This is a genomic window from Nitrobacter sp. Nb-311A (assembly GCF_000152905.1).
In the GTDB taxonomy this organism is placed as follows: Bacteria; Pseudomonadota; Alphaproteobacteria; order Rhizobiales; family Xanthobacteraceae; genus Nitrobacter.
Window position 1 is genome coordinate 26,316 of the sequence record NZ_CH672425.1, and the last position, 20,722, is coordinate 47,037.

Sequence of the window (20,722 nt, forward strand, 5' to 3'; positions counted from 1 at the left end):
ATGGCAGAACAAGAATCAGACACGCCCCTGGTGCGGCTTGATGGCATCTCCAAGCATTTTGGCGAAGGCGAGACGCGCGTGGATGCACTGCGTGACGTCTCGCTCGAAGTATTTCCCCGCCAGGTGGTTGCACTGCTTGGACCTTCTGGCTCCGGCAAGACCACGCTCCTCAATATCATTGGCTGCATTCTTGATCCGTCGGCCGGCGCAATGGAGCTCGACGGCGAGCTGGTTCTGCATGAGGGGCAGTGGCAGCGCAGTGACCTGCGGCGTTTGAGGCTCGAAAAGATCGGATTTATCTTCCAGTTCCACAATCTACTGCCATTCCTTGATGCCACCGACAACGTCGCCGTTGTCCTGCAACTCGCAGGCGCCGACAGTGGGACGGCACGCAGGCGGGCGGGCGACCTGCTCGACGACCTGGAGATCGGCCACCGCAAATATGCTATGCCGGCTAAGCTCTCGGGTGGCGAGGCGCAGCGCGTGGCCATCGCTCGCGCGCTAGCCAACAGCCCGCGCATCATTTTAGCCGACGAGCCGACCGCCGCGCTCGATTCCAAGCGGGCCGGCATCGTCATGGACCTGTTGCGCAACCTTGCTGTTGAGCGCGACGCTGCCATCATCGCCGTCACACATGATGAGAAGATTTTCGACCGCTTCGATCGCATCTTCCATCTCCGCGACGGCCGCCTGGCCGATGCCTGATCTTGAATGCGGCGCATGATCCAAGTGATGAACTCGCGGTCAGGCGAAGGAAAGCCCGCCACCGAGGAAGCGGGCTGAGCAGAACGGCCGTCCTGCGAGGATCGTCTCCGTCGGCCGGTGTGATGTTTTCGATGCTTTCATGATAGCGGACATGATTGTAGTGCTCGACGAAGGCGCCGATCTGCCGTGCGAGATCTTCAGGCATGTATAGTTGTCGAGCAATATACGGTTCTTCAGAGCCTGGGCCAGCGCTCGATCTTTCCCTGGTGCCAGTATTGCAGCGTTGAGGGCATCGCCGAGCATCAGCGACGCAAGGATGGCTGTCACTCACCGGCAACAACTGCTATCCATGTGCACCAGGAGAATCATCTATGACTGCACGTGTGATGTCCATCACTGCCATTGCCCTTTGGCTTGTTACCATTGCCGTCGCCGCATTCTTCTTCGTTCGCGGTCAGACGGAACTGGCGCCGGACGGGCGCACGACTGTTTTGCTCAAATCAGATGAGCGCAATCTCGTGCTCACCGAAATGCGCGGCATGCTTGAGACCGTGCAGATCGTTGTCGACGGTTTGAAGGAAGGCGACATGAAGCAGGTTGCGCAGGCGGCGCGCGCTAGCGGTATGACAGCGGCCGCCGACGTCAATCCGGCACTGATGGCCAAGTTGCCGCTAGAGTTCAAGCAGCTCGGACTCAGCGTCCACAAGCGCTTCGATGAGATTGCTACCGCAGCCGATTCAGGTGCGAGCCGCGAGCAGTTGCTCGCGACACTCAGTACGCAGCTATCGGCCTGCGTTGCCTGCCATGCGAGCTATCGCTTCGACGCGATGACGCCGGCGGCGAAGTGAGTGAGGACAACCGAAAAAGCCTGAGACTGCACTGAATCGGCGCGCTTCACTTATGGTCCCGTCTATGCCCCCCCGTGCAACGCACGATGGCTTTGCCAACAACGGAGTTTCTGTCGCGTGCGTTTGCGAACGGTGGCTGCGGTCGCAGCCCACATTTCGCGCATGTCGCCAGGATGTGAACTACGTGTCACCTCCTGACGTTGCTAAGGCACTGTACGAACGATGGCGCTGCCAGAAGCAAAACACTGCAGGTGGCGATACCTGAGGGCCCGAGGCCAGCAAATATTGTGGCTAAAAGAACACGGAATGCCCGGTTTCTACGGTGGGCCGCGCACCAAGACTGAAACCGGACCACCTCATAGAGTAGTGATTTTGACGGAACGTTCTACAGCTGTCGAACGACTTCCAACTTTCTGTGTAGGGACTTGCCGTACTTGTTTGTGCGGATACGATGTTGAGACAAAAACTGGGAAGAAATCCATGAAAGCGTCTGTACTGTGCTTCCGCGCCGCCGTGCTTATGGTCGTGTGCGGCATTATCTGGGGTATCGCAATGGGCATCAGCCATGACCATTCGACTTTTCCCGCCCATGCGCACCTTAATCTGCTTGGATGGGTGTCCCTCTTCCTCTTCGGCATCTACTATCATCTGCATCCGGCCATCGACGACAACCGCTTGGCTTCCTTGCAGGTCTGGATTTGGATCGCTGCTACAGTGGTCCTGAGCATCGGAGTAGCCTTGGTGCATTTGGGACGACCGTCAGCGGAGCCTGCGGCCGCGATAGCTTCACTGGTCATTCTTGCTGACATGTTACTATTCGGATGGCTTGTTTTTCGGCGCGAGAAGAAGCAATTGGCACACCAGCCGTCAGCTGCACCCGCCGATTAAGGCAGGCGCAGCGGTTCATTCAGGCTCGAGGGCAGGCAGAATGGTCGGCTACGATCTCTGGCAGGAGAAACGCGTCGCGAAGCAGAAGATGAAGCAAGCTCCGATCGCCGTGAGCGACAAATGATGGCCTTCCTGCACCATAGCCGCTTGCACGTTTGAAGTGAAAGCAAGGTATCAAGGAAAAGGAGAAGGTTAGACGCCAGGCCCCTCTGCTCCGCCACTTGCCTTGGCTCCAATATTCTCCGTTGCCAATATCCACGCTCAAAACGCGCAGAATTGCAGGGTTTTCGCGCAAAGCTCTTGACTGCGCCGTCTGGCCAAAACGTCGATTTCGTTCTCTCTCGGCCGATATTCTCCAAACCTCACGACTTTGCGGATTTGGTACGGTTTCGTAAGGCGCTGAAATCTCGCCGTTATCCGTGAGGGTCAATCCGTACTTTCCGCACGGTGGTTGCATAGCGAGAGAACCTGTAATCGAACTTTCCAGTCGCTGCTACGCGCTCTGAACAACCTCCCGCAGCATGACCTCGGCCTGCGCCAGCACCGTCTGCACCGCCTCCTGCTCCAGTCGGGCGGGTAGCCGTACTTCTTGAGAATACGCTTCACCAGAACCCGCATACGGGCGCGGGCGGATGCCTTGTGCTGCCAGTCGACGGTGGCCGAGCTACGCATCTGCTTCACCAACTCGGTAGCAATGATTCGAAGCTGCTCGCTGCCCATGGCTTGGACCGCGCTCTCGTTTTCAGCAAGCGCATCGTAGAAGGCCAACTCCTCCGGCGACAGGCCGTGTTCCTCGCCACGGGCGGCCGACGCCTTGATGTCCCTGGCCAGCGCAATCAGCTCCTGAATCATCTCGACCGTCGAGATGGCGTTGGCATGATAGCGGGCCACAGCTTCTTCCAGGCGCTGGCTGAAGGTCTTCGCCTCCACGACATTCGAGCGCGACCGGCTCCTGATCTCGCCGTTGAGCAGCTTCTTTAGCGCCTCCAGCGCGAGGTTCTTCTTCTCCATCTGCTGGATTTCGGCGAGGAACTCGTCCGACAGGATCGACAGGTCGGGCGACTGGATGCCCGCCGCTTGCAGGATGTCCACGATCTCGGCATTGGCAACGGCCTGATTGAGCAACTGCTCCACGATCAGGGATTTCGCCCTGTCCGACATCCTGCCGCTGGCGGTAGTTTTCACGAGTGCGGCCCGCACCGCCTGAAAGAAGCCGACCTCATCGCGGATGGACCGGGCCTCGTCGCTGGCCGAGGCCAGCGCATAGGCCTTGCTCAACTCCAGAACGGCGTCCTGATAACGGCGATGGGCCTTCTTCTTCTCCTCGGCGTTCTCGACCTTGGCCGCCTCGCGATCCTGCGATTTCAGTACCCAGTCAATGGCATCGGCAAGGGCGACAAGACGCTGCTGCGGCAGACCGGTGATCCCGAGGATGTAATCGTGGCCGTGGAACATGCCACGCACGATCTCGTATTTTTCCATCAGGACCGCGACGGCTTGCTCCTCGTCGATGCCGGTCTTGTCACGGTCGGACGCCGTGTACTGGCTGAGCGCATTCTTCAGGTTCTGCGCGATGCCGATATAGTCCACGATCAGGCCGCCGGGCTTCTCCCGGAAGACGCGGTTGACGCGGGCGATGGCCTGCATCAGGCCGTGACCACGCATCGGCTTGTCGATGTACATGGTGTGCATGCACGGCGCGTCGAAACCGGTCAGCCACATGTCTCGCACGATCACCAGCTTGAGCGGATCGTTTGGGTCACGCGCCCGTTTGGCAAGATCATCACGACGCTTCTTGTTGCCGATATGCGGTTGCCAGTTCAACGGATCGGATGCTGAGCCGGTCATCACGATCTTGATCGCGCCCTTGTCGTCATCGTCAGAATGCCAGTCAGGACGAAGGGCGACGATCTGGCTGTAGAGGTCAACACAGATGCGGCGGCTCATGCACACCGCCATCGCCTTGCCCGGCATGCCCTCGATACGGCTCTCCAGATGTTCGACCAGATCGGCGGCGATCTGCGACAGTCGCTTCTCCGCGCCGACCAATCGCTCAACGGTGGTCCACTTCGCCTTCTGCTTCTCCTGCTCGCTCAGCGTCTCGTCTTCGAGGATCGCCTCGATCTCGGCGTCGATATGCGGCTTCTCGTCGTCGTTAAGTTCGATGCGGGCAAGCCTGCTCTCGTAGAAGATCGGCACCGTGGCCCCGTCCTCCACGGCGCGGCTGATGTCGTAGATGTCGATGTACTCACCGAAGATCGCGGGCGTGTTCACGTCCTCGGCTTCAATCGGTGTGCCGGTGAAGCCGATGAAGGAGGCATTCGGCAATCCCTGCCGGATATAATGTGCATAGCCATAGCGGCGCTTGCCGGTCGCCTTGTCGAGCTTGGCGTCGAATCCGTACTGGCTGCGGTGCGCCTCATCGGCCACCACGATCACATTGCGCCGATCCGTCAGCAACGGAAATTCTTCCTCTCCGGCCTCCGGCGTGAATTTCTGTACCGTGGTGAAGATCACGCCGCCGGAAGCACGGTCGAGCAGACGGCGCAGATCGTCGCGGCCGTCGGCTTGTTCCGGCGTCTGCCGGATGAGATCGCGGCACATGCCGAACGTGGAAAACAACTGGTCGTCGAGATCGTTGCGGTCGGTGAGCACCACCAGTGTCGGGTTCTCCAATTCCCTTGATCGCACGACAAGCCCGCCAAAGAACGCCATCAGCAGGCTCTTGCCCGATCCCTGCGTGTGCCAGATCACGCCGATCTTGCGGTCGCCCTCCGGTTGCGCCGCCTGAATCGCGCTGGCGAGCGCCTTCCTCGCGCCGTGGAACTGGTGGTATCCGGCGATGATCTTGAACGGCCCGCCGCCTTTGTCGCCGAACACGATGAAATCGCGCAGCAGGGCGAGGAACCGGGTCTTGTCGAAGACGCCGCGCAGCAGGGTTTCCATCTCACGCGGGCCGTGCGGCGTGAAATCGTTCTCGGCGCCCGTGATCGTGCGCCACGGCATGAAGCGTTCCTCATCCGCCGTCAGCGAGCCGATACGCGCCATCATGCCGTCGGAGGCGACCAGAACCGCATTGGTGCGAAACAGCGACGGGATCTGCGCCTTGTAGGTCTGCAGCTGGTTGAAAGCGCCGGTGATATGCGCATTCTCCGCGCCGGCATTCTTCAGTTCGATCACGCCAAGCGGCAGGCCGTTGACGAACACCACGACGTCCGGGCGGCGATTGTACCGTCCCTCCACGATGGTGAACTGGTTCGTCACCAGCCAGTCATTGTTGTCGGGATTGTCGAAGTCGATCAGCCAGACCTTGTCGCCCTTGATCTCGCCGTCGCCGGTCGCGAACTCGACATCGACGCCCTCGGTCAGGAGACGGTGAATGCGCCGGTTCTCCTCGACCAGTGATGGCGTCTCGATGATGGATAGCTGCTTGATGGCATCGGCCCGCGCTTCAGCCGGAATGTTGGGGTTCAGCCGCTCGACGATCGCGCTCAGACGTGCTGCCAGGATGACATCGCCATAAGCCAGACGTTCCGGAGCGGAACCGTCCGGGGCGATCCGGGCAGAGCCAGCATACGCATAGCCCAGATCCGCAAGAATGCCGAGCGCGGCCTGTTCGACCACGTCCTCCGTAATACCCATCCCGCGCTCCCCCCAATCCCCAGACGCGTTGTGGCTCACCTGTTCGCATCAAGCCTTGTTGTGTATCACATATCGGCAATATGTGAGCAACAAGCTGTCTTGTCGCTCATCCATGAGCCTCAAAATACGCTCCGCCCCTCCGCAATGTTCAACAGTTCGGCAAATGCCAGAATGGCTGCGCGCCTGCCGCTCGCAGACTGCAATTCCGTCAACAGCCCCTCATCGCGCACCAGCCGCAAAATGCGGTTTGCCGTTGGGCGAGGAATATCGGCGGTTTCGACAAAATCCGATGTCTTGAAGATCGGGCGAGCAAACATCCAGTCGAGCGCCCGCACCCCGTATTGCGACCGTGTAACCTGCGCAATCCAGTCTTTCCGGTCACGGTAGAGGGTATGGATCGCCTGCGCCTTGGTCTGGTTTGCCTCGGCCTGCGCGATCAGCGCCTTCAGGAAAAACGCGACCCAGCCCGACCAGTCATCGTCGCGGGAGACGGCCAGCAGGCGCTCATAATACTCCTCCCGGCGGCTTTCGAGGTAGTCGCTCAGATAGAAATTGGGGCGCGAAAGCAGTCCGTTCGCGTAGAGGAACAGCGGAACAACCAGGCGACCGAGCCGCCCGTTACCATCCAGAAAGGGATGGATTGCCTCGAACTCGGCGTGAACAATCGCAAGCTGGACGAGCTTGTCGGGAGCATCGGCATGGAGATACTGCTCCCATGCGTCCATCGCCTGCGGCAGCTTGTCGGCAGCACAGGGCACGAACCGCGCCTCATCCACGGAACACCCCCCCGGGCCGATCCAGTTGGCGATACGTCGATACTCGCCGGGGTCCTTGTTGCGCCCGCGCACACCCTGCATCAACACGCCATGGGTCTGGCGGATCAGCCGTTGCGAGAGCGGTAGCTCGGCCAGCAGCCGCGTGGCCTCGTTCAAGGCGGCGCGATAGTTCAACACCTCGCGAATGTCGGCCTTCTTTGGCGTGCTCTCGTCAAACAGCTCGCCCTGCGCCTCGAACTCCAGCACCTCACCGAGAGTGGCCTGCGTGCCTTCGATGCGGCTCGACAGCACCGCTTCCTGCGCGGTCAGCGGCGACAGCAGCACATTCGGATTGGAAATGCCGTGCAGCACGCCCTCGTAACGGGCGACCGCCGCATTGGCTGGGCCGATCAGCGGCAGCAGGCGCGGCCAGTCGAGATTTTCGGGCGGGAACCTGCCCTGATGATACTGCACCGCCATCAGGCAACCGCCTCATTCGCGCGTTCGGCATCACGTAGGCGGATTTCGCCGGACATCAGCTTGGGCAGCAACAGGTCGCGGGTGGCGGCGAGGATGCGATTCTCTTTTTTATTGTGTTCGACCTTAGTAATGAGAGGAGCACATACCGAAGCAAAGCCATCTACTATGTCCAAGGGTACGATTGGCATATTCGTTGCCAAGACAACATCGGGCCGAACTGCAGGGTAAGCTCCGCCGTCCGCGAGCTTGTCTAGCCTTTCAATGTTCTCAACAGACGTCGCGGCTAGATAAACCAGCGGAGCCATCGTTTTTTCTTTGGGGCGAAGCGCAGCAAATCCAGTGCTGGCCGTCAGTCCATCAATTCCCACATAAGAATACGAGCCATTTCCGGGTCGGACGGTACCTACAATCGTATCGCCACCCCGCACAATTCTCCGGGCACGGCTAGGTGCATCTGACCATCGATACACGGTGGTCAGTTCAATTGTGCCCCATTTGGTATTCGCGAGGTCAACATACTCAATTGCGTGCGGTGCATTCCGGACGCTCCAACTTTCTGGGTTAAGGAACGCATAGTGGCCAAGATCACCCTCGCTCCACCCCTCAGGCAGTCCATCCTCGCCCAGTTCAGAGGGAAACAGCGCCGCCAGTTTCCGCGCCCGGTCGGGATCGTTGACCAGCCCGCCCATGACCTCGACAGGATCGGTCGCGCCGTCGATTTTTCGTCGCGTGGGGCCGAAATCGACAAACCAGTCGAGGAAGATCGCCTGCGCCATCGCCTCCAGCGTCTCGTTCGTCCGCCGGTTCAGCTCGATCTTGTCGTCGAGGGAGCTGAGGAGTGCAGCAATCGCGAGTTGGTGCTCCCTGTCCGGTACCGGCACACGCCATTGCGCAGCGAAATCCGTGTACTGGAAGCGCGCAACGCCGGTGTGTTGAATGTGATACGGGAACATTGCGCCCGTGGAGTAGATCGACTGGAGGTACCAATACAGGTAGTTCGGATCGACCAGTTCCCTGTTCACGCGCAAGAAGCGCGCAAAGCTGGCGCACGTTGCAGGCATGTCCAACATATCGAAGACACGCTGATTGAGATACACTGTTCGACCCGTTGGCTGGTCCTTTGTTCCACCCGCCGTCTCGATCAGAATGTCGCCGGGACGTAACGTCTTTCTGTCGGCTGCTTTCTTAGGGATGTAGCGAACCGGAGCCGATGAGACATCGCCGTATCTAACTGCCGAGAAATCGGTCCCGCGTATCACGGCCATCTTCACGAGATCAGGACCGGCTTCGCCCTTTCCCCATTCGCCATCTCTCGTAAAGATGAGCAAGTCTTGGAGCGGGACAAGATCAGCCATCAACCTGCTCCAGCAGGGTAGCAATCCGCTCCTCCAGTGCTCGCCCTTCATCGAACCGTGCCTGCAACTGCTCCCGTAGCGCCTCGAACTTCTCCGCGAACGGCACGCCATCATCCTCGGCATCCGCCGCACCAACATAGCGTCCCGGCGTCAGCACATGGCCGTGCTCGCGCACTTCGGCGAGCGTGGCCGATTTGCAGAAGCCCGGTTCGTCGGCATAGGCGTCGGCGTGATCCTTGCCCCGCCAGCGATGATAGGCGTCGGCGATCCTTGAAATATCCTCGGCACTGAATTCGCGACGCACGCGGTCCACCATGAAGCCGAGCTTGCGGGCGTCGATGAACAGGATTTCCCCGCGCCGATCGCGGTGACCATTGGCGCCCTTGTCTCGCGCCAGGACCCACAGACAGGCCGGAATCTGGGTCGAGAAGAACAGTTGTCCCGGCAGGGCGACCATGGCGTCCACCACGTCGGCTTCGATCATCGCCTTGCGGATGTCGCCCTCGCCCGATTGCTGCGAGGACATCGAGCCGTTGGCGAGCACCACGCCCGCCGTGCCGCGTGGCGCGAGATGATGCAGGATATGCTGGAGCCAGGCGAAGTTGGCGTTGCTCTTCGGCGGCGTGCCGTATTTCCAGCGTTGATCCTCGCTCAGCCGCTCGCCGCCCCAATCGGAAATGTTGAAAGGTGGATTGGCGAGGATGAAATCCGCCTTGAGGTCCGCGAACTCGTCGCGGTGGAAGCTGCCTTCATTGTTCCAGCGAATGTCGGCGTCAATGCCCTGCACGGCGAGGTTCATCTTCGCCAGCCGCCATGTGGTGTGGTTGATCTCCTGCCCGTAGACGGCGATGGCATCGCGTCGCCCGCCATGTTCCTCGATGAATTTCTCCGACTGCACGAACATGCCGCCTGAGCCGCAGCATGGATCGTAGACGCGGCCCTGATAAGGCTCCAGCATCTCGACCAGCGTGCGCACCACCGAGCGGGGCGTGAAGAATTCGCCACCGCGCTTGCCTTCGGAGCCGGCAAAGCCCGACAGGAAATACTCGTAGACCCGGCCGAGCAGATCTTTCGCCTTATCGGTGCTGTCGTGCATGCCGATGTTGGAGAACAGGTCGATCAGTTCGCCCAGCATGGTCTTGTTGAGCGTCGGGCGGGCATAATTCTTCGGCAGGACGCCTTTCAGGCCCTCGTTCGATGGAGCCTTCTCGATGGCCTCCATCGCCTCATCGATCAGCTTGCCGATTTCGGGGCGCTTGGCGTTCGCCTGGAGATACGACCAGCGGGCTTCCTTCGGCACCCAGAACACATGCTCGGCCAGATACTCCTCGGGGTCTTCGGCATCGGCGTATTGATCGGTCGTGAGCCTGACCCGCTGGGCCTCGAAGGCATCGGATATGTATTTGAGGAAGATCAGGCCGAGCGCGACATGCTTGTATTCCGATGGCTCCAGATTGCCCCGGAGCTTGTCGGCCGCCTTGAACAGCTCCGCCGTGAAGGCAAGATCGCCATTGCCGTTGCTTGCTGTTGTCAATTCCTGCCCCTCACGCGTTCGCTCGTCTGGACGCGACCCTTGAAGGGTTTAATGCCAGCTGGCGCACATTGGAAGGCTGCGCCGAACGTCTGGATACAGAACGACGCCTGACATCGTCAAAATCGCTGCTTTTCCCACTCCACCGGAAACGGCCTCATCAGCTTGGCCAGCATGATGTCCGGCCGCTGCCTTGCGTCGAGGATCGCAACAACGTTTATGGTCCGGGCCGCATTGCCCCTGGCTCCGGAAGCTCCTTGAGACACAAGCGCGCAAACTTCCGATCCGCCAGTTTGCAACCATATCTCCCGAGCACTAAGTGAAAGCGTAGATTGTCTCGAAGAAGCGAAGGATCACCCATGCTCTATGTCGACATCCCCGCGCTCTCCGATTTGCGCAAGCTCAATGATGTGCGCGCCGATGCCTGCGTATCCATCTACGTTCCGACTACTCCTTTGACCCAGGATGTCGAGGCCTCGCGCATCGAGGCCGGCAATCTCGCTAAGCAGGCCTATGCCCAGCTTGAAGCCGGTGGTCTGGACAAGCGGCGACTGGCGCTCCTGGCGGAACAGCTCGACGATTTGTTGGATGATGACGAGTTCTGGCGCTTTCAGGCGCGTTCCCTCGCGATCTTTGCAACGCCGGACACCATCCAGACCTTCCGGCTGGCAAATCGACTCCAGTCGGCGATTGAAGTGGCGGATCGCTTTTTACTCAAGCCGCTGATGCGCGCCATCACCTTCCCAAATGAAGCGTTCGTGCTGGCAATCTCCGAGAACAATGTGCGACTGATCGAGGTGTTTCCTGACTTGCCGCCGCAGCGTCTGCAGGTGCCGGACCTGCCAAAGGATGCGGCCAGCGCGGTCAAGGTCTCCTCACTTAACAATCGTACCTCGTTGCGCCGCGTAATGGGGTCGGAGGGTCAGAAGGTACGGCTTGCACAATATTCGCGCATGGTGGATGCGGCCATTCGCCCGATACTTGCGGGACGCGACGTGCCACTGATTCTGGCTGCGAATGAGCCGGTGGCGGCCATTTTCCGTTCGATCAACAGCAATCCAAATCTCGTCCCCGAAACCCTGACGGTGACCGATGACCGTTCGACGGAGAGCGAGATCGCCGCAGCGGCGCGGCCCATACTCGATGCCGCCTACGCGCGGGAGATCGAAGGCGTCAGGGCTCTGTTTGAACAACGCGCCAATGACCGTCGGGCCACCACAGATATCTCGGACGCAGCGCGTCTTGCCACGTTTGGCGGAATAGAAACCCTGCTGGTGAACTTCGACGAGATCGTCCATGGCACCGTCGACGAGGATACCGGAGCCGTAGTCTTTGGCGAGGAAGGGCCCGACACCTATGGAATTGTGGATGAGATCATGCGTCGTGCACTAACCAGCGGTGCTCGCGTCATTGCCGCACGCAAGAATGATATTCCGGGCGCAGGATCGTTGGCGGCTACCTTGCGCTATCCGCTTTAGAAATCGCAAGATAACTACATTGCCTCTCCCACTCCACCGGAAACGGCTTCATCAACGCCGCCAGCGTGATTTCCGATCCCTGCCGGCCATCTATGATTGCCTCCACGATGTGCGGCGCCAGTAGGGTGAGCCGCAGGACACGGCTGACATAGGATGCATTGATCTTCTCTGCGGCGGCAATGTCCTCGACGGTGGCATGAACGCCGGTTTCCAGCAGCTTGCGCCAGCGGAAGCCTCTGGCGATAGCTTTGACCATGGTGTTGTCGACACGGGCGCGTGGTAGCACCCACGACGAGGTGCCGTCGGGTAGGACAATCTGCTTGCGACCGCCGCGCTTGGCGAAGGTCAGCGTGTCAATCGGCTCGCAAATTTGACCCCGTATCGGCGTTCAATTTTGACCCCTTTGCGCGGCGTGGTTTGATAGCGTGTCATTCGGCCTGCAATATTGACCCGCTGAGCCGGGGGATCGGCGTTCAAAATTGACCCCCTGAAGGTTGGTCTGTTGCGCTGCCTGCTTTGTAACGAAGCAGTTGGTGGGAGATGCTGGTCGTGGAGACGATTGCGCGCATACGGCGCGAACACTTCATCAAGGCAAGACGATCAGGGCGATCGCCCGCGACCTTCCTGGACCAGATCTGCAGCGCGCGCGTCGTCGTCCAGCGCGCCGGTCTCGTACTTTTCGACCCAGATGCGGATCAGGTTACGCAAAAGGTCGTGGCGCTTGGCCAGGCCGTGAAGCGTCTCGCCACTCAGAAACTCCTGAGCGACCTGGCGCTTAAACTCAACGCTGTGGGATCGGTGTCTCGGCATGGGCTTTTCTCCAAAAGCCCGGCCACCCGGTCAATCCAACTCTGCTTACCTGTCCGGCACCAGGGGCCCACTCCAATACGGGGTCAAATTTGCGAACGATGACGTAATTGCGGTCAGCGCTCGGGGCACGAGAGCTCCGTTATCGTCTACCTCTCGCAATCAAGCGATTCGGAGGAGCTGTCATGCGGCAATACGTCGGGCTAGATGTCTCGCAGAGAGAGGCTGCGGTTTGCGTAGTCAATGAGACGGGTGAAGCAATTTTTGAAGGAAAGGCCAAGTCTCATCCTGGAGATCTGTCAAAGTTACTTCGTAAACATGCGCCACTGGCGGAGCGTATCGGCTTTGAGACGGGCGCAATGGCGAGCTGGCTTTGGCATGAGCTTCGTAGGGTCGAACTCCCCGTCGTTTGCATCGATGCAAGGCATGCACACGCAGCGCTATCGGTTCGCATGAACAAAAGCGATCAGAACGATGCTCGGGGCCTTGCCGAACTGGTGCGGGTTGGTTGGTATCGAGAAGTCAAAATCAAGAGTGAGGAGAGCCAGAAGGTTCGAGCTATCCTCGTCGCGCGATTCCGCCTTGTGTCCATACGCCGGGATATCGAGAACCAGGTCCGCAGTCTGATCAAGGAATGTGGGTTGCTATTCCCTCGCGCCATTGGCCAACAGTTCCGTGACCAGGTCGGCGAGCTATTGGGAGAAGATCATCAACTCCTCAGCGTGATCGCGCCGCTCCTGTCGATTCATGAGCTCATCTGCCAGCAGCAAAGCAAATTTGACGACGAGGTCCGCCGATTGGCGAAGTCGGACGAGACGACGCGTCGCCTGATGACAGTTCCTGGTGTCGGCGTGGTCACCGCCTTGACGTTCCGCCATACGATCGATGACCCGTCTCGCTTCCGATCGGCCTCGACAGTCGGCGCCTATCTCGGCCTCACACCCCGGCGCAACCAATCTGGTGAAACTGACACTAGTGGCAAGATATCCCGATGGGGCGACAGGCTCCTCCGAACGTACCTTTACGAGGCGGCGACCGTTCTGCTTTATCGAACAAAGAAATGGTCCTCCCTCAAAGCCTGGGGTATGAAACTTGCGAAGCGGATCGGCATGAAAAAGGCAAAGGTCGCTATCGCCCGCAAGATCGCTGTCATCCTCCACTGCATCTGGGTCGACGGCACATCATTCGGCTGGGGCAACGCGCCGGCCTGACCTTATTTTGCAAGTTCCTGGCCCGGTCCGCCGGGCTGGTGATGTCCCGCTGGGACGGTGGTCGTGGTGACCTCGGTCAATCGGCTGGTGGCGGCTCGTCCGCACCCCGTTGCAAACGATGAGGCACCCGATCCGGACATCATCATGAGGCGCTTGCGACCTCGGAAAGGACCATGACCCCAGCGACGGGCAACTGATCGCATTGAAACCAGGTGACAGCTAATCGGCCCACTACTACGAGTTGGCTATCGATCCACCAGCCGCGCTCGCCCCGTCTGCGCAACCCAGACCTGCTCCGTCGGGCCGAGCGCTACCACTTTGCCGAATGGCTTCAAAAAGAGAGTTGACAACAACCCGCAATTAAAGGGCCGATTGACAGCCTATAACCTCAAGCGCACGCTTTCCATCGTCACGGTAGCAACATGACGACAAACCCGTAGCACCGGCGAAATCACGCACAAAGTCGTTTGCCCATAATCCTTCAAATCAACGCTCTACATCCATCCGCGCACAGGTCTCTCAGTCAGAACACGCGCCGACCGACGAGGACGCCGGTTCGGTCAGCAGAATGGGTGTGGTGCCGGGTTCAGCGCCTTTCTCGGCCAATGTCGAAGCCTCCAGCTTTCGCTAACCTCCATTCCGAAACCGCAATGAAGTGGCTGTAGACCTGCCGCGACGGCGCGGACGACATGGATGGAGGCGCGCGCCACGTCGGGTGGGGTAAGGTCGGCCACCGCGATTTCGACTCCATCGCCGGCCAAACGGGCCGCCAATTCAGCAACGCTCGGAATCGGCCTGTCATAGCTCTCCACCTCCGGTTCGTAGCTCGGCGCGTTTCGAAGAAACGCCAACTCTTCCTCTCGCTTTGGCACATAGTAGCAAGCATGGTCGAGAAACTGGCCGTAGCGCACCTCCTCCGGACGCATTGGCCGTGGTCCACTTCCCTCGCGCAGCATCCTCATCAGGCCGAAGCCCGAGACAGCCTGCTCCAGCACCGCCCCTCGGGCCGCATGCCGGAGACTGGGATGCGCCGCCGCAGTGGCGGAGAGACCGGGCCATGACAGTCCGTCTCCTGTGGCTGCGCACAGAACCACCGGGATCTTCCCCGCGCCCTCGAGCAGGTGAAATGCGACAGAGGCGCCGGCGGACATCAGTTCACCGGCGATGTAGCGGGTTTCGGCGTCACAGAGATTGAGCGGCAGTCGGCGCCCCGGTTCGCGGCAGAGCCACGCGACCATGATCGCGTCGCGCTCAATGAGTTCCAAAACGGCCCGCATCGTTGCGCTTTCCACGTCCGTTCCAGCGGCGAGCCCGCTCGAGGTGACCTGCGCGACGAAATCCGAAAACACGGACGGAAACTTATAGTACAGCTGACTGGCCAGTACCCACGTCTTCGCCCCGGTCCGCAAATTCTTCGCCAAACTCCAAAAATGAACTGCATCGCGATCGAAGGGCGCGAACGGAAAACCTTGGGAGGCATATTGTGCCTTATCATACATTCCGACCTGACGCGGATCGAGCACTTGGCCATCGAGTTCGGCCATACGGGCTTGGACCAGAGCATCAAGATCGCAGCGCGAGGCGGCATATCTTTCCAACGCTTCCCCGATCGCGCCGAGCACAGCGTCTCCCTCCGTCATCCCCTTGCCAGAGGCTGGCTCCGGTAGGGTAGGATCGGTTCCAAACGCGCAGAAAGGGGCAATCTCCGCAACTGCAACAAAAGTTTTGTGCGCGAACTGCGGCAGCTCCCTGAGGACCGGCCCGACAATCGGCCCTGTTTCGGGATCGATCCAGTCCCGGAATGCCGCTCGAATCGTCTCCACGTCAGGCTCGCCAGTGGTGGTCGAAAGGTCCGGCCGCGGTAGTGCCGGATCATCTGCTCCACAGGTCCCGCACCAGGGCATCGGAACGAAGCCATGGAGCGCCGAGGTCTGCCCGGAGACGTCGACGATCCGCACATGTGCACGCAGCGACCTTTCACCGGTCGACCAGAGATGTCGCCGGACCTCCACCGCAACCGATTGCCCGAAGCACCGCGCCACGTCCCACGGCAGAGGTGGGTAATTCGCAACCGTCAGATGATCGGCGCGCGCCACCGCCTCGGGATCGGGGTCATGGGCACGGCGCCGCTGACGTGCGCAGAGCCAGCAACCCACGGTGCCTGGAAGGGAGATCGGGCCGATGCATCCCCGCGTGCCGACGATCTCCGCACCGAGAAAGGCGATCCTGACAGCGCGGCAAGCGCGCTCCAGCTCGACTTGCCGCCCGACTCTGACCGGGGCTAGCGCGCCGACGACGAGGTCCACATCCGGAGGTAAATCCCATTCTCCGTCGGCGCATGCGTGCAAGCGAGTGATGCATTCCGGGGCCATGATTTTGATCCTGCCGCGCAGAGCCTCCGAACTGGTTGCCGCGTCGCAATTGCCACCCGGCTCAGGATACCAGAACGACAGGTGCGCTATCCCCGAATGGGCGAGTTCTTCGGCCAAGGCCGGCACCCAATCGGCATTGCCAGCAATGAGCACGTGGCCCTCGCGTGGGCGTGGCGCCTGCGCCGCACCACTTCCGGCATCCGCCACGCCCGCCATCTCAAGCAACTGGGTCAGTTCAGTGTAACATGCCTCCATCCGGCCGCCATGCGGCCGAATCCCGTAGACTTCTCCAGAAGTCGGATCAGCAGAGTCCAGAAGCGCTTCGATCATCTCCCTGACCGTTTCGCTCCGGATCAGGATCGGGCCGGCTACGCCGATGAGCAGAACGCCGTCCGGCTCCAGATGAATACGGTCCCGCGTGATCCGCATAACCGTTCTCCGAACCGGCTCACGCCACCGCTTAGGCAGCCTCGGCCGGATCAGTCGCCGAATCAGTGCGACTGAAAGCCGCCGCCAAAAGCAACCGTTCCGCCATATTGCGCTTGGAGCTGGGGCAGGGCACTCGGCCCTCGATCCATTCCTTCGGACATGCGCCTCCACAGACAGGAAGCATTCGGCAGCGGCTGCAGCCGAAGGCGCCGCTCTGAACTTGATCGTTGAAGCTACCAAGGACGTCGCGCGTCGTGCCCCGCTCGCCATTCATGACATCACCAATGGCAAATCGGTTTGGCGTGCCGTAGCCCGGCACATAGGAGACCTCAGTGCAGTTGAAGAGCGTGCCATGCGCGTCGACCAGGGCTCCTTGCGGCTGCACCGCAAGGCAGACTACATGCTGCACCTTGGGGACGAGCGGCACCGAAAAGCCCAGCCGTTTCATCTCCACGAACCAGGACAGCTCCATGCGGGCGTAGTCCTCCGGGTCAAGGCTCCGCCGATGGGCATCATTGCCCCAGGAGTGGATCGGCGCCGTATAGAACTGGACCGCACGGTGCAGCCCCTCGTCATGCAGGCGCTGCAGCAGCCGTAAGACATCGGGCGCATTCTCCCGGTCGACATTGCAGCGGACCTTGATCTCCACCGGATCGGAGCCGATCGTATCCGCCAGCGCAACGAGGTTCGCAAGGATCTGGTTGAAAGTCGGTTTACCGGATTTCGTATGCCGTCGCCGGTCGTGGTACATCGCAGTTCCATCGAGCGACACGGTGATAGACACAACCCCGAGTGCGTTCACTAGCTCAGCGCCTATCTTTCGTGACATTGCCAATCCGTTGGTAACAATGCTTGCCCGGTATTCAACATTCCTTTCTTCCGCAATTCGGCGAAGCTGAGGCGTCAGGGAGCGCATCTGCACAAGCCCGGAAAGCGGCTCGGCGCCAAACCAGCAGAGGTTCAGCTCTGCAAACTTCCCGGCATCCAGTCTGTCTCGGACGTCCCGCAGAATGGCCGCCTCATTCTCTATGCTGAGGTTTCTTTGCTCATGCGTCTGGCCGCAGTAGCCACAGCCGAGCTGGCAATGCGCGGTCGGCTGGATTACGTAATTCAGATGAGTATTGGTCCGGATCGCCTCCCGATTGCGCGATAACACAACGGCGAGCTCGTCCTCCACCTGCGGCACGAGTATTTCCGCTTCCGACAGCTCGCTCCGGATCTTGGCGTTCAGTTTCTCGAATGCGCCCGTCCGCAAGACTTGCCAGATCGATAGCGGCAACTCGAAAACGGCGCCCGTCCGGGTGGCGAGAACCACTAGAAGGGGTGTGTTATCCTCGGAGAATATAGGTGATGCGACAACATATGAGGATAGCTTCTGCATGATCGGGCCTCATTAGCAGCTGAGCACGGTTATCAAACCGAGCAGCGTACCCGCATCAGAAACGTCCGGCGGAATAACATTGGCTTCCGCCGGACGAGGCGAACGGACTTACTTCCGGCCCCCGGCTTTCGCCGCCAGCGCAGCCTCCGCACCACCGCAGCCGCTGTTCTGACAACCGGTGTTCTGGTCCGACAGCGCCTTAAGCCGGCTCAACTGAGCCTCGGAAAGGCTCGACGCCGCCGTGCCGGTTGTCATTTGTTCGACTGCCTTGCTCAGACTCAGCTTGGCACTAGAAAGGGCTTCGATAACAGAATCGAGTTCTTCGGCCATTTTGGCATCCTTTCAAATTGAAGACGCCCATCGCACCCGGCGCCGAAAACAAATAAATAATCTTCTCCAAAACCGCCACCGTTTGCTCCGTGATGGACCGCTCCACTGTATGCGATTACTTATGATCAAGCTGTGATGCCCGATGATCGGATTTAGTTCGTTAAACGTTAAAATGTATCTCGATATTCGCTGTAGCAATTCGCCGAGTTAGGTTTCGATGGGCTACGCAGGCTGGTCTTGAGGTGGTGCCGGTTTCTGAGACAGGGGCATAAGGTGGATCGCCCGATGAAAAGGACGATCCGGTATGAAGACACGCAGACGATTTACGGCTGAGTTCAAGGCCAAGGTTGCGCTTGAGGCGATCCGCGGCGAGCGGACGATTTCGGAACTGGCGACAAAGCACCAGCTTCATCCGAACCAGATTACGCAGTGGAAACGGCAGGCCATCGAGAACCTGGCCAAGACGTTCGACGACAAGGCTGCTGATGCGCAGGTCGGCCGGGAAGCGAGGTGACCAAGCTGCACGCCAAGATTGGCCAGCTTGTCGTTGAGCGGGATTTTTTGGCCAAGGCCTTCGATCGCTGAGCCTGGATCGGAGGAGAATGATGATTGACCCCGATCACAACCGGCTCTCGATCCGCCGCCAGGTCGGGTTGTTCCGTCATGCCGGTCAGTTCCATCTGGGCCGGGCGATACTGGGTCGCGACCTCCCTCAGCACCGCAGCCTGTACATCGGGCTGCTGGAGATAGGTGACGCTCGGCAGCTTCTCCGGTTGGAGGTCATGGCATCCCCAGACTCCCTGAGCCCCGCACCGTTATCCCCCCGGGATTATTTAATCTCCTTAATCGCTGACATTCGTAGCCTCGCGAGATGGACAAACGGCGGTTGGCTGAGATCGAGCAGCGCGCGGAACTAATAGGCGTTGTCCGGGATCAGCACCTATGGCACAGAATTGATGGTGTGATCTAAGGAGTGTTCGGTTCTCGTCGCAGACGAAGGAACGAACATGAGCACGAAGTCGACTGGCGGCAAACGCTCCGCCGAACACGTAGTCAAAGATATCCGCCGTGCGACGCGGCGGCACTTTTCATCAGAGGACAAAATCCGGATCGTGCTGGATGGGCTTCGGGGCGAAGACAGCATCGCCGAGCTGTGCCGCAAGGAAGGGATAGCCCAGAGCCTCTACTACACCTGGTCGAAGGAATTCCTGGAAGCTGGCAAACGGCGGCTGGCTGGCGACACGGCTCGTGCTGCGACGACCGGTGAAGTTCAGGACCTGCGCCGTGAGACCCGTGCCTTGAAAGAGGCGGTTGCCGATCTGATGCTGGAGAACCGTCTGCTCAAAAAAAGTATGATCGCGGATGGGGGCGACGACGAATGAGATACCCCGCATCCGAGAAGCTCGAGATCATCAGGATGATTGAGCAGTCGCATGTTCCCGCGAAGAAGACGCTCGATCAGCTCGGCATTGCTCGGCGCACCTTCTACCGCTGGTATGACCGCTACCTTAAAGGCGGGCCCGAAGCGTTGGAGGATCGTCCTTCCCGGCCGAGCCGGGTCTGGAACCGCATCGGCGACAATATCCAGGCTCAGATCATCGAATTGGCGCTGGAGCAATCCGAGCTGTCGCCGCGCGAATTGGCGGTGCGATTCACCGACGAGAAGCGCTACTTCGTCTCGGAAGCCACCGTCTATCGCCTGCTCAAGGCCCACGATCTCATCACCAGCCCGGCATTCGTGGTGATCAAGGCTGCCGACGAGTTCAAGGACAAGACGAAGCGGCCCAACGAGATGTGGCAGACCGACTTCACTTACTTCAAGATCATCGGCTGGGGCTGGGTCTATCTGTCGACCGTGCTCGACGACTTCTCCCGCTACATCATCGCCTGGAAGCTGTGCACGACCATGCGGGCCGAGGATGTCACCGACACACTGGAACTGGCGCTCACGGCATCAGGCTGCGACAGCGCCAGGGTGCTGCACAAGCCAAAGCTGCTCAGCGACAACGGGCCGTCTTACATCGCGGCCGAACTCGCTGAATGGATCTACGCCAACGGTATGAGTCATGTTCGCGGAGCGCCGCTTCACCCGCAGACCCAGGGCAAGATCGAGCGCTGGCACCAGACGCTCAAGAACCGCATCCTGCTGGAAAACTACTTCCTGCCGGGCGATCTCGAACACCAGATCGAGGCCTTCGTCGAACATTACAATCATCGCCGCTATCACGAGAGTCTCAGCAACGTCACGCCGGCCGACGCCTACTTCGGTAGGGCCTCTGCCATCATCGAACAACGCGAAAGGATCAAACGACAGACAATCCAATTCAGGCGCTTGCAACACCGCAAGCTCGCCGCTTAACATCACCAACCAGAGGCCGACACTCCGCTAAATCAGGCAGCCATCTGCGCCAAATGTTCTGACGACGGACATAGCGTTTTCGAGCGAAGTGGAATCCGGTTCGCGTGAAGAAAACGCGTCAAAGCTAGAGACTTTCACCGTTTCTGTGGAA

Annotated in this window: 16 protein-coding genes and 1 pseudogene; 7 read left to right on the forward strand and 10 right to left on the reverse strand. The window is 59.9% G+C overall.

Annotated elements, in window-relative coordinates; all coding sequences use genetic code 11:
• Window positions 1-705, forward strand: coding sequence for an ABC transporter ATP-binding protein (locus tag NB311A_RS19145; protein ID WP_040676146.1), 705 nt, complete (start codon window positions 1-3; stop codon window positions 703-705).
• 79 nt (window positions 706-784) lie between these two features.
• On the opposite strand, the pseudogene NB311A_RS21160 reads toward NB311A_RS19145, so the two are convergent.
• Window positions 785-971, reverse strand: a pseudogene (locus tag NB311A_RS21160) (integrase core domain-containing protein); the annotation flags it as partial.
• A gap of 105 nt (window positions 972-1,076) precedes the next feature.
• Here NB311A_RS21160 and NB311A_RS19155 point away from each other — a divergent pair.
• A complete protein-coding gene (locus tag NB311A_RS19155) occupies window positions 1,077-1,553 on the forward strand; it encodes a hypothetical protein (RefSeq protein ID WP_040676149.1) in 477 nt (158 codons plus the stop codon).
• Between the two features lie 480 nt (window positions 1,554-2,033).
• On the forward strand, window positions 2,034-2,441 hold the full coding sequence (locus tag NB311A_RS19160) for a hypothetical protein (protein WP_009800320.1): 408 nt from the start codon (window positions 2,034-2,036) through the stop codon (window positions 2,439-2,441).
• Between the two features lie 426 nt (window positions 2,442-2,867).
• On the opposite strand, the gene NB311A_RS19165 is transcribed toward NB311A_RS19160, so the two are convergent.
• From NB311A_RS19165 to NB311A_RS19180, 4 genes are all read right to left on the reverse strand, one after another.
• Window positions 2,868-6,083, reverse strand: coding sequence for a type I restriction endonuclease subunit R (locus NB311A_RS19165; protein ID WP_009800322.1), 3,216 nt, complete (start codon window positions 6,081-6,083; stop codon window positions 2,868-2,870).
• 119 nt (window positions 6,084-6,202) lie between these two features.
• Window positions 6,203-7,318: a Fic family protein gene (locus tag NB311A_RS19170; RefSeq protein WP_009800323.1), complete on the reverse strand. Its 1,116-nt coding sequence runs from the start codon at window positions 7,316-7,318 to the stop codon at window positions 6,203-6,205.
• Window positions 7,318-8,673, reverse strand: coding sequence for a restriction endonuclease subunit S (locus tag NB311A_RS19175; protein WP_009800324.1), 1,356 nt, complete (start codon window positions 8,671-8,673; stop codon window positions 7,318-7,320). The genes NB311A_RS19170 and NB311A_RS19175 overlap by 1 nt, the downstream gene beginning before the upstream one ends.
• Entirely contained in the window at window positions 8,666-10,207 is a 1,542-nt protein-coding gene (locus NB311A_RS19180) for a class I SAM-dependent DNA methyltransferase (protein ID WP_009800325.1), read from the reverse strand. The genes NB311A_RS19175 and NB311A_RS19180 overlap by 8 nt, the downstream gene beginning before the upstream one ends.
• Before the next feature lie 356 nt (window positions 10,208-10,563).
• Between NB311A_RS19180 and NB311A_RS19185 the strand changes: the two genes are divergently transcribed.
• Complete coding sequence (locus NB311A_RS19185) at window positions 10,564-11,682, forward strand: hypothetical protein (RefSeq protein ID WP_009800327.1); 1,119 nt, start codon at window positions 10,564-10,566, stop codon at window positions 11,680-11,682.
• On the opposite strand, the gene NB311A_RS19190 is transcribed toward NB311A_RS19185, so the two are convergent.
• Entirely contained in the window at window positions 11,660-11,938 is a 279-nt protein-coding gene (locus NB311A_RS19190; protein ID WP_009800328.1) for a hypothetical protein, read from the reverse strand. The genes NB311A_RS19185 and NB311A_RS19190 overlap by 23 nt on opposite strands.
• 344 nt (window positions 11,939-12,282) lie before the next feature.
• Entirely contained in the window at window positions 12,283-12,492 is a 210-nt protein-coding gene (locus tag NB311A_RS19195) for a transposase (protein WP_009800329.1), read from the reverse strand.
• Between the two features lie 182 nt (window positions 12,493-12,674).
• Here NB311A_RS19195 and NB311A_RS19200 point away from each other — a divergent pair, with 182 nt between their 5' ends.
• On the forward strand, window positions 12,675-13,700 hold the full coding sequence (locus tag NB311A_RS19200) for an IS110 family transposase (RefSeq protein ID WP_040676154.1): 1,026 nt from the start codon (window positions 12,675-12,677) through the stop codon (window positions 13,698-13,700).
• 560 nt (window positions 13,701-14,260) lie between these two features.
• On the opposite strand, the gene NB311A_RS19205 is transcribed toward NB311A_RS19200, so the two are convergent.
• The 3 genes from NB311A_RS19205 to NB311A_RS19215 all read right to left on the reverse strand — a co-directional run bounded on the left by NB311A_RS19205 (window position 14,261) and on the right by NB311A_RS19215 (window position 18,212).
• Entirely contained in the window at window positions 14,261-16,501 is a 2,241-nt protein-coding gene (locus tag NB311A_RS19205) for a TOMM precursor leader peptide-binding protein (RefSeq protein WP_009800332.1), read from the reverse strand.
• 31 nt (window positions 16,502-16,532) lie between these two features.
• Complete coding sequence (locus tag NB311A_RS19210) at window positions 16,533-17,882, reverse strand: radical SAM/SPASM domain-containing protein (protein ID WP_040676155.1); 1,350 nt, start codon at window positions 17,880-17,882, stop codon at window positions 16,533-16,535.
• A 108-nt stretch (window positions 17,883-17,990) separates the two neighbouring features.
• On the reverse strand, window positions 17,991-18,212 hold the full coding sequence (locus tag NB311A_RS19215; RefSeq protein ID WP_009800334.1) for a hypothetical protein: 222 nt from the start codon (window positions 18,210-18,212) through the stop codon (window positions 17,991-17,993).
• A gap of 304 nt (window positions 18,213-18,516) precedes the next feature.
• Between NB311A_RS19215 and NB311A_RS23280 the strand changes: the two genes are divergently transcribed.
• Together NB311A_RS23280 and NB311A_RS19235 are read left to right on the forward strand one after the other, a co-directional pair.
• Window positions 18,517-18,726 (forward strand): transposase, encoded by a 210-nt coding sequence (locus NB311A_RS23280; RefSeq protein ID WP_009800335.1) that lies wholly within the window; start codon window positions 18,517-18,519, stop codon window positions 18,724-18,726.
• Window positions 18,727-19,219: 493 nt separating this feature from the next.
• A protein-coding gene (locus NB311A_RS19235; RefSeq protein WP_086008686.1) for an IS3 family transposase occupies window positions 19,220-20,571 on the forward strand; the annotation gives its coding sequence in 2 pieces (ribosomal slippage) (window positions 19,220-19,556 and window positions 19,556-20,571; 1,353 coding nt in all).
• Window positions 20,572-20,722: the final 151 nt, after the last annotated feature.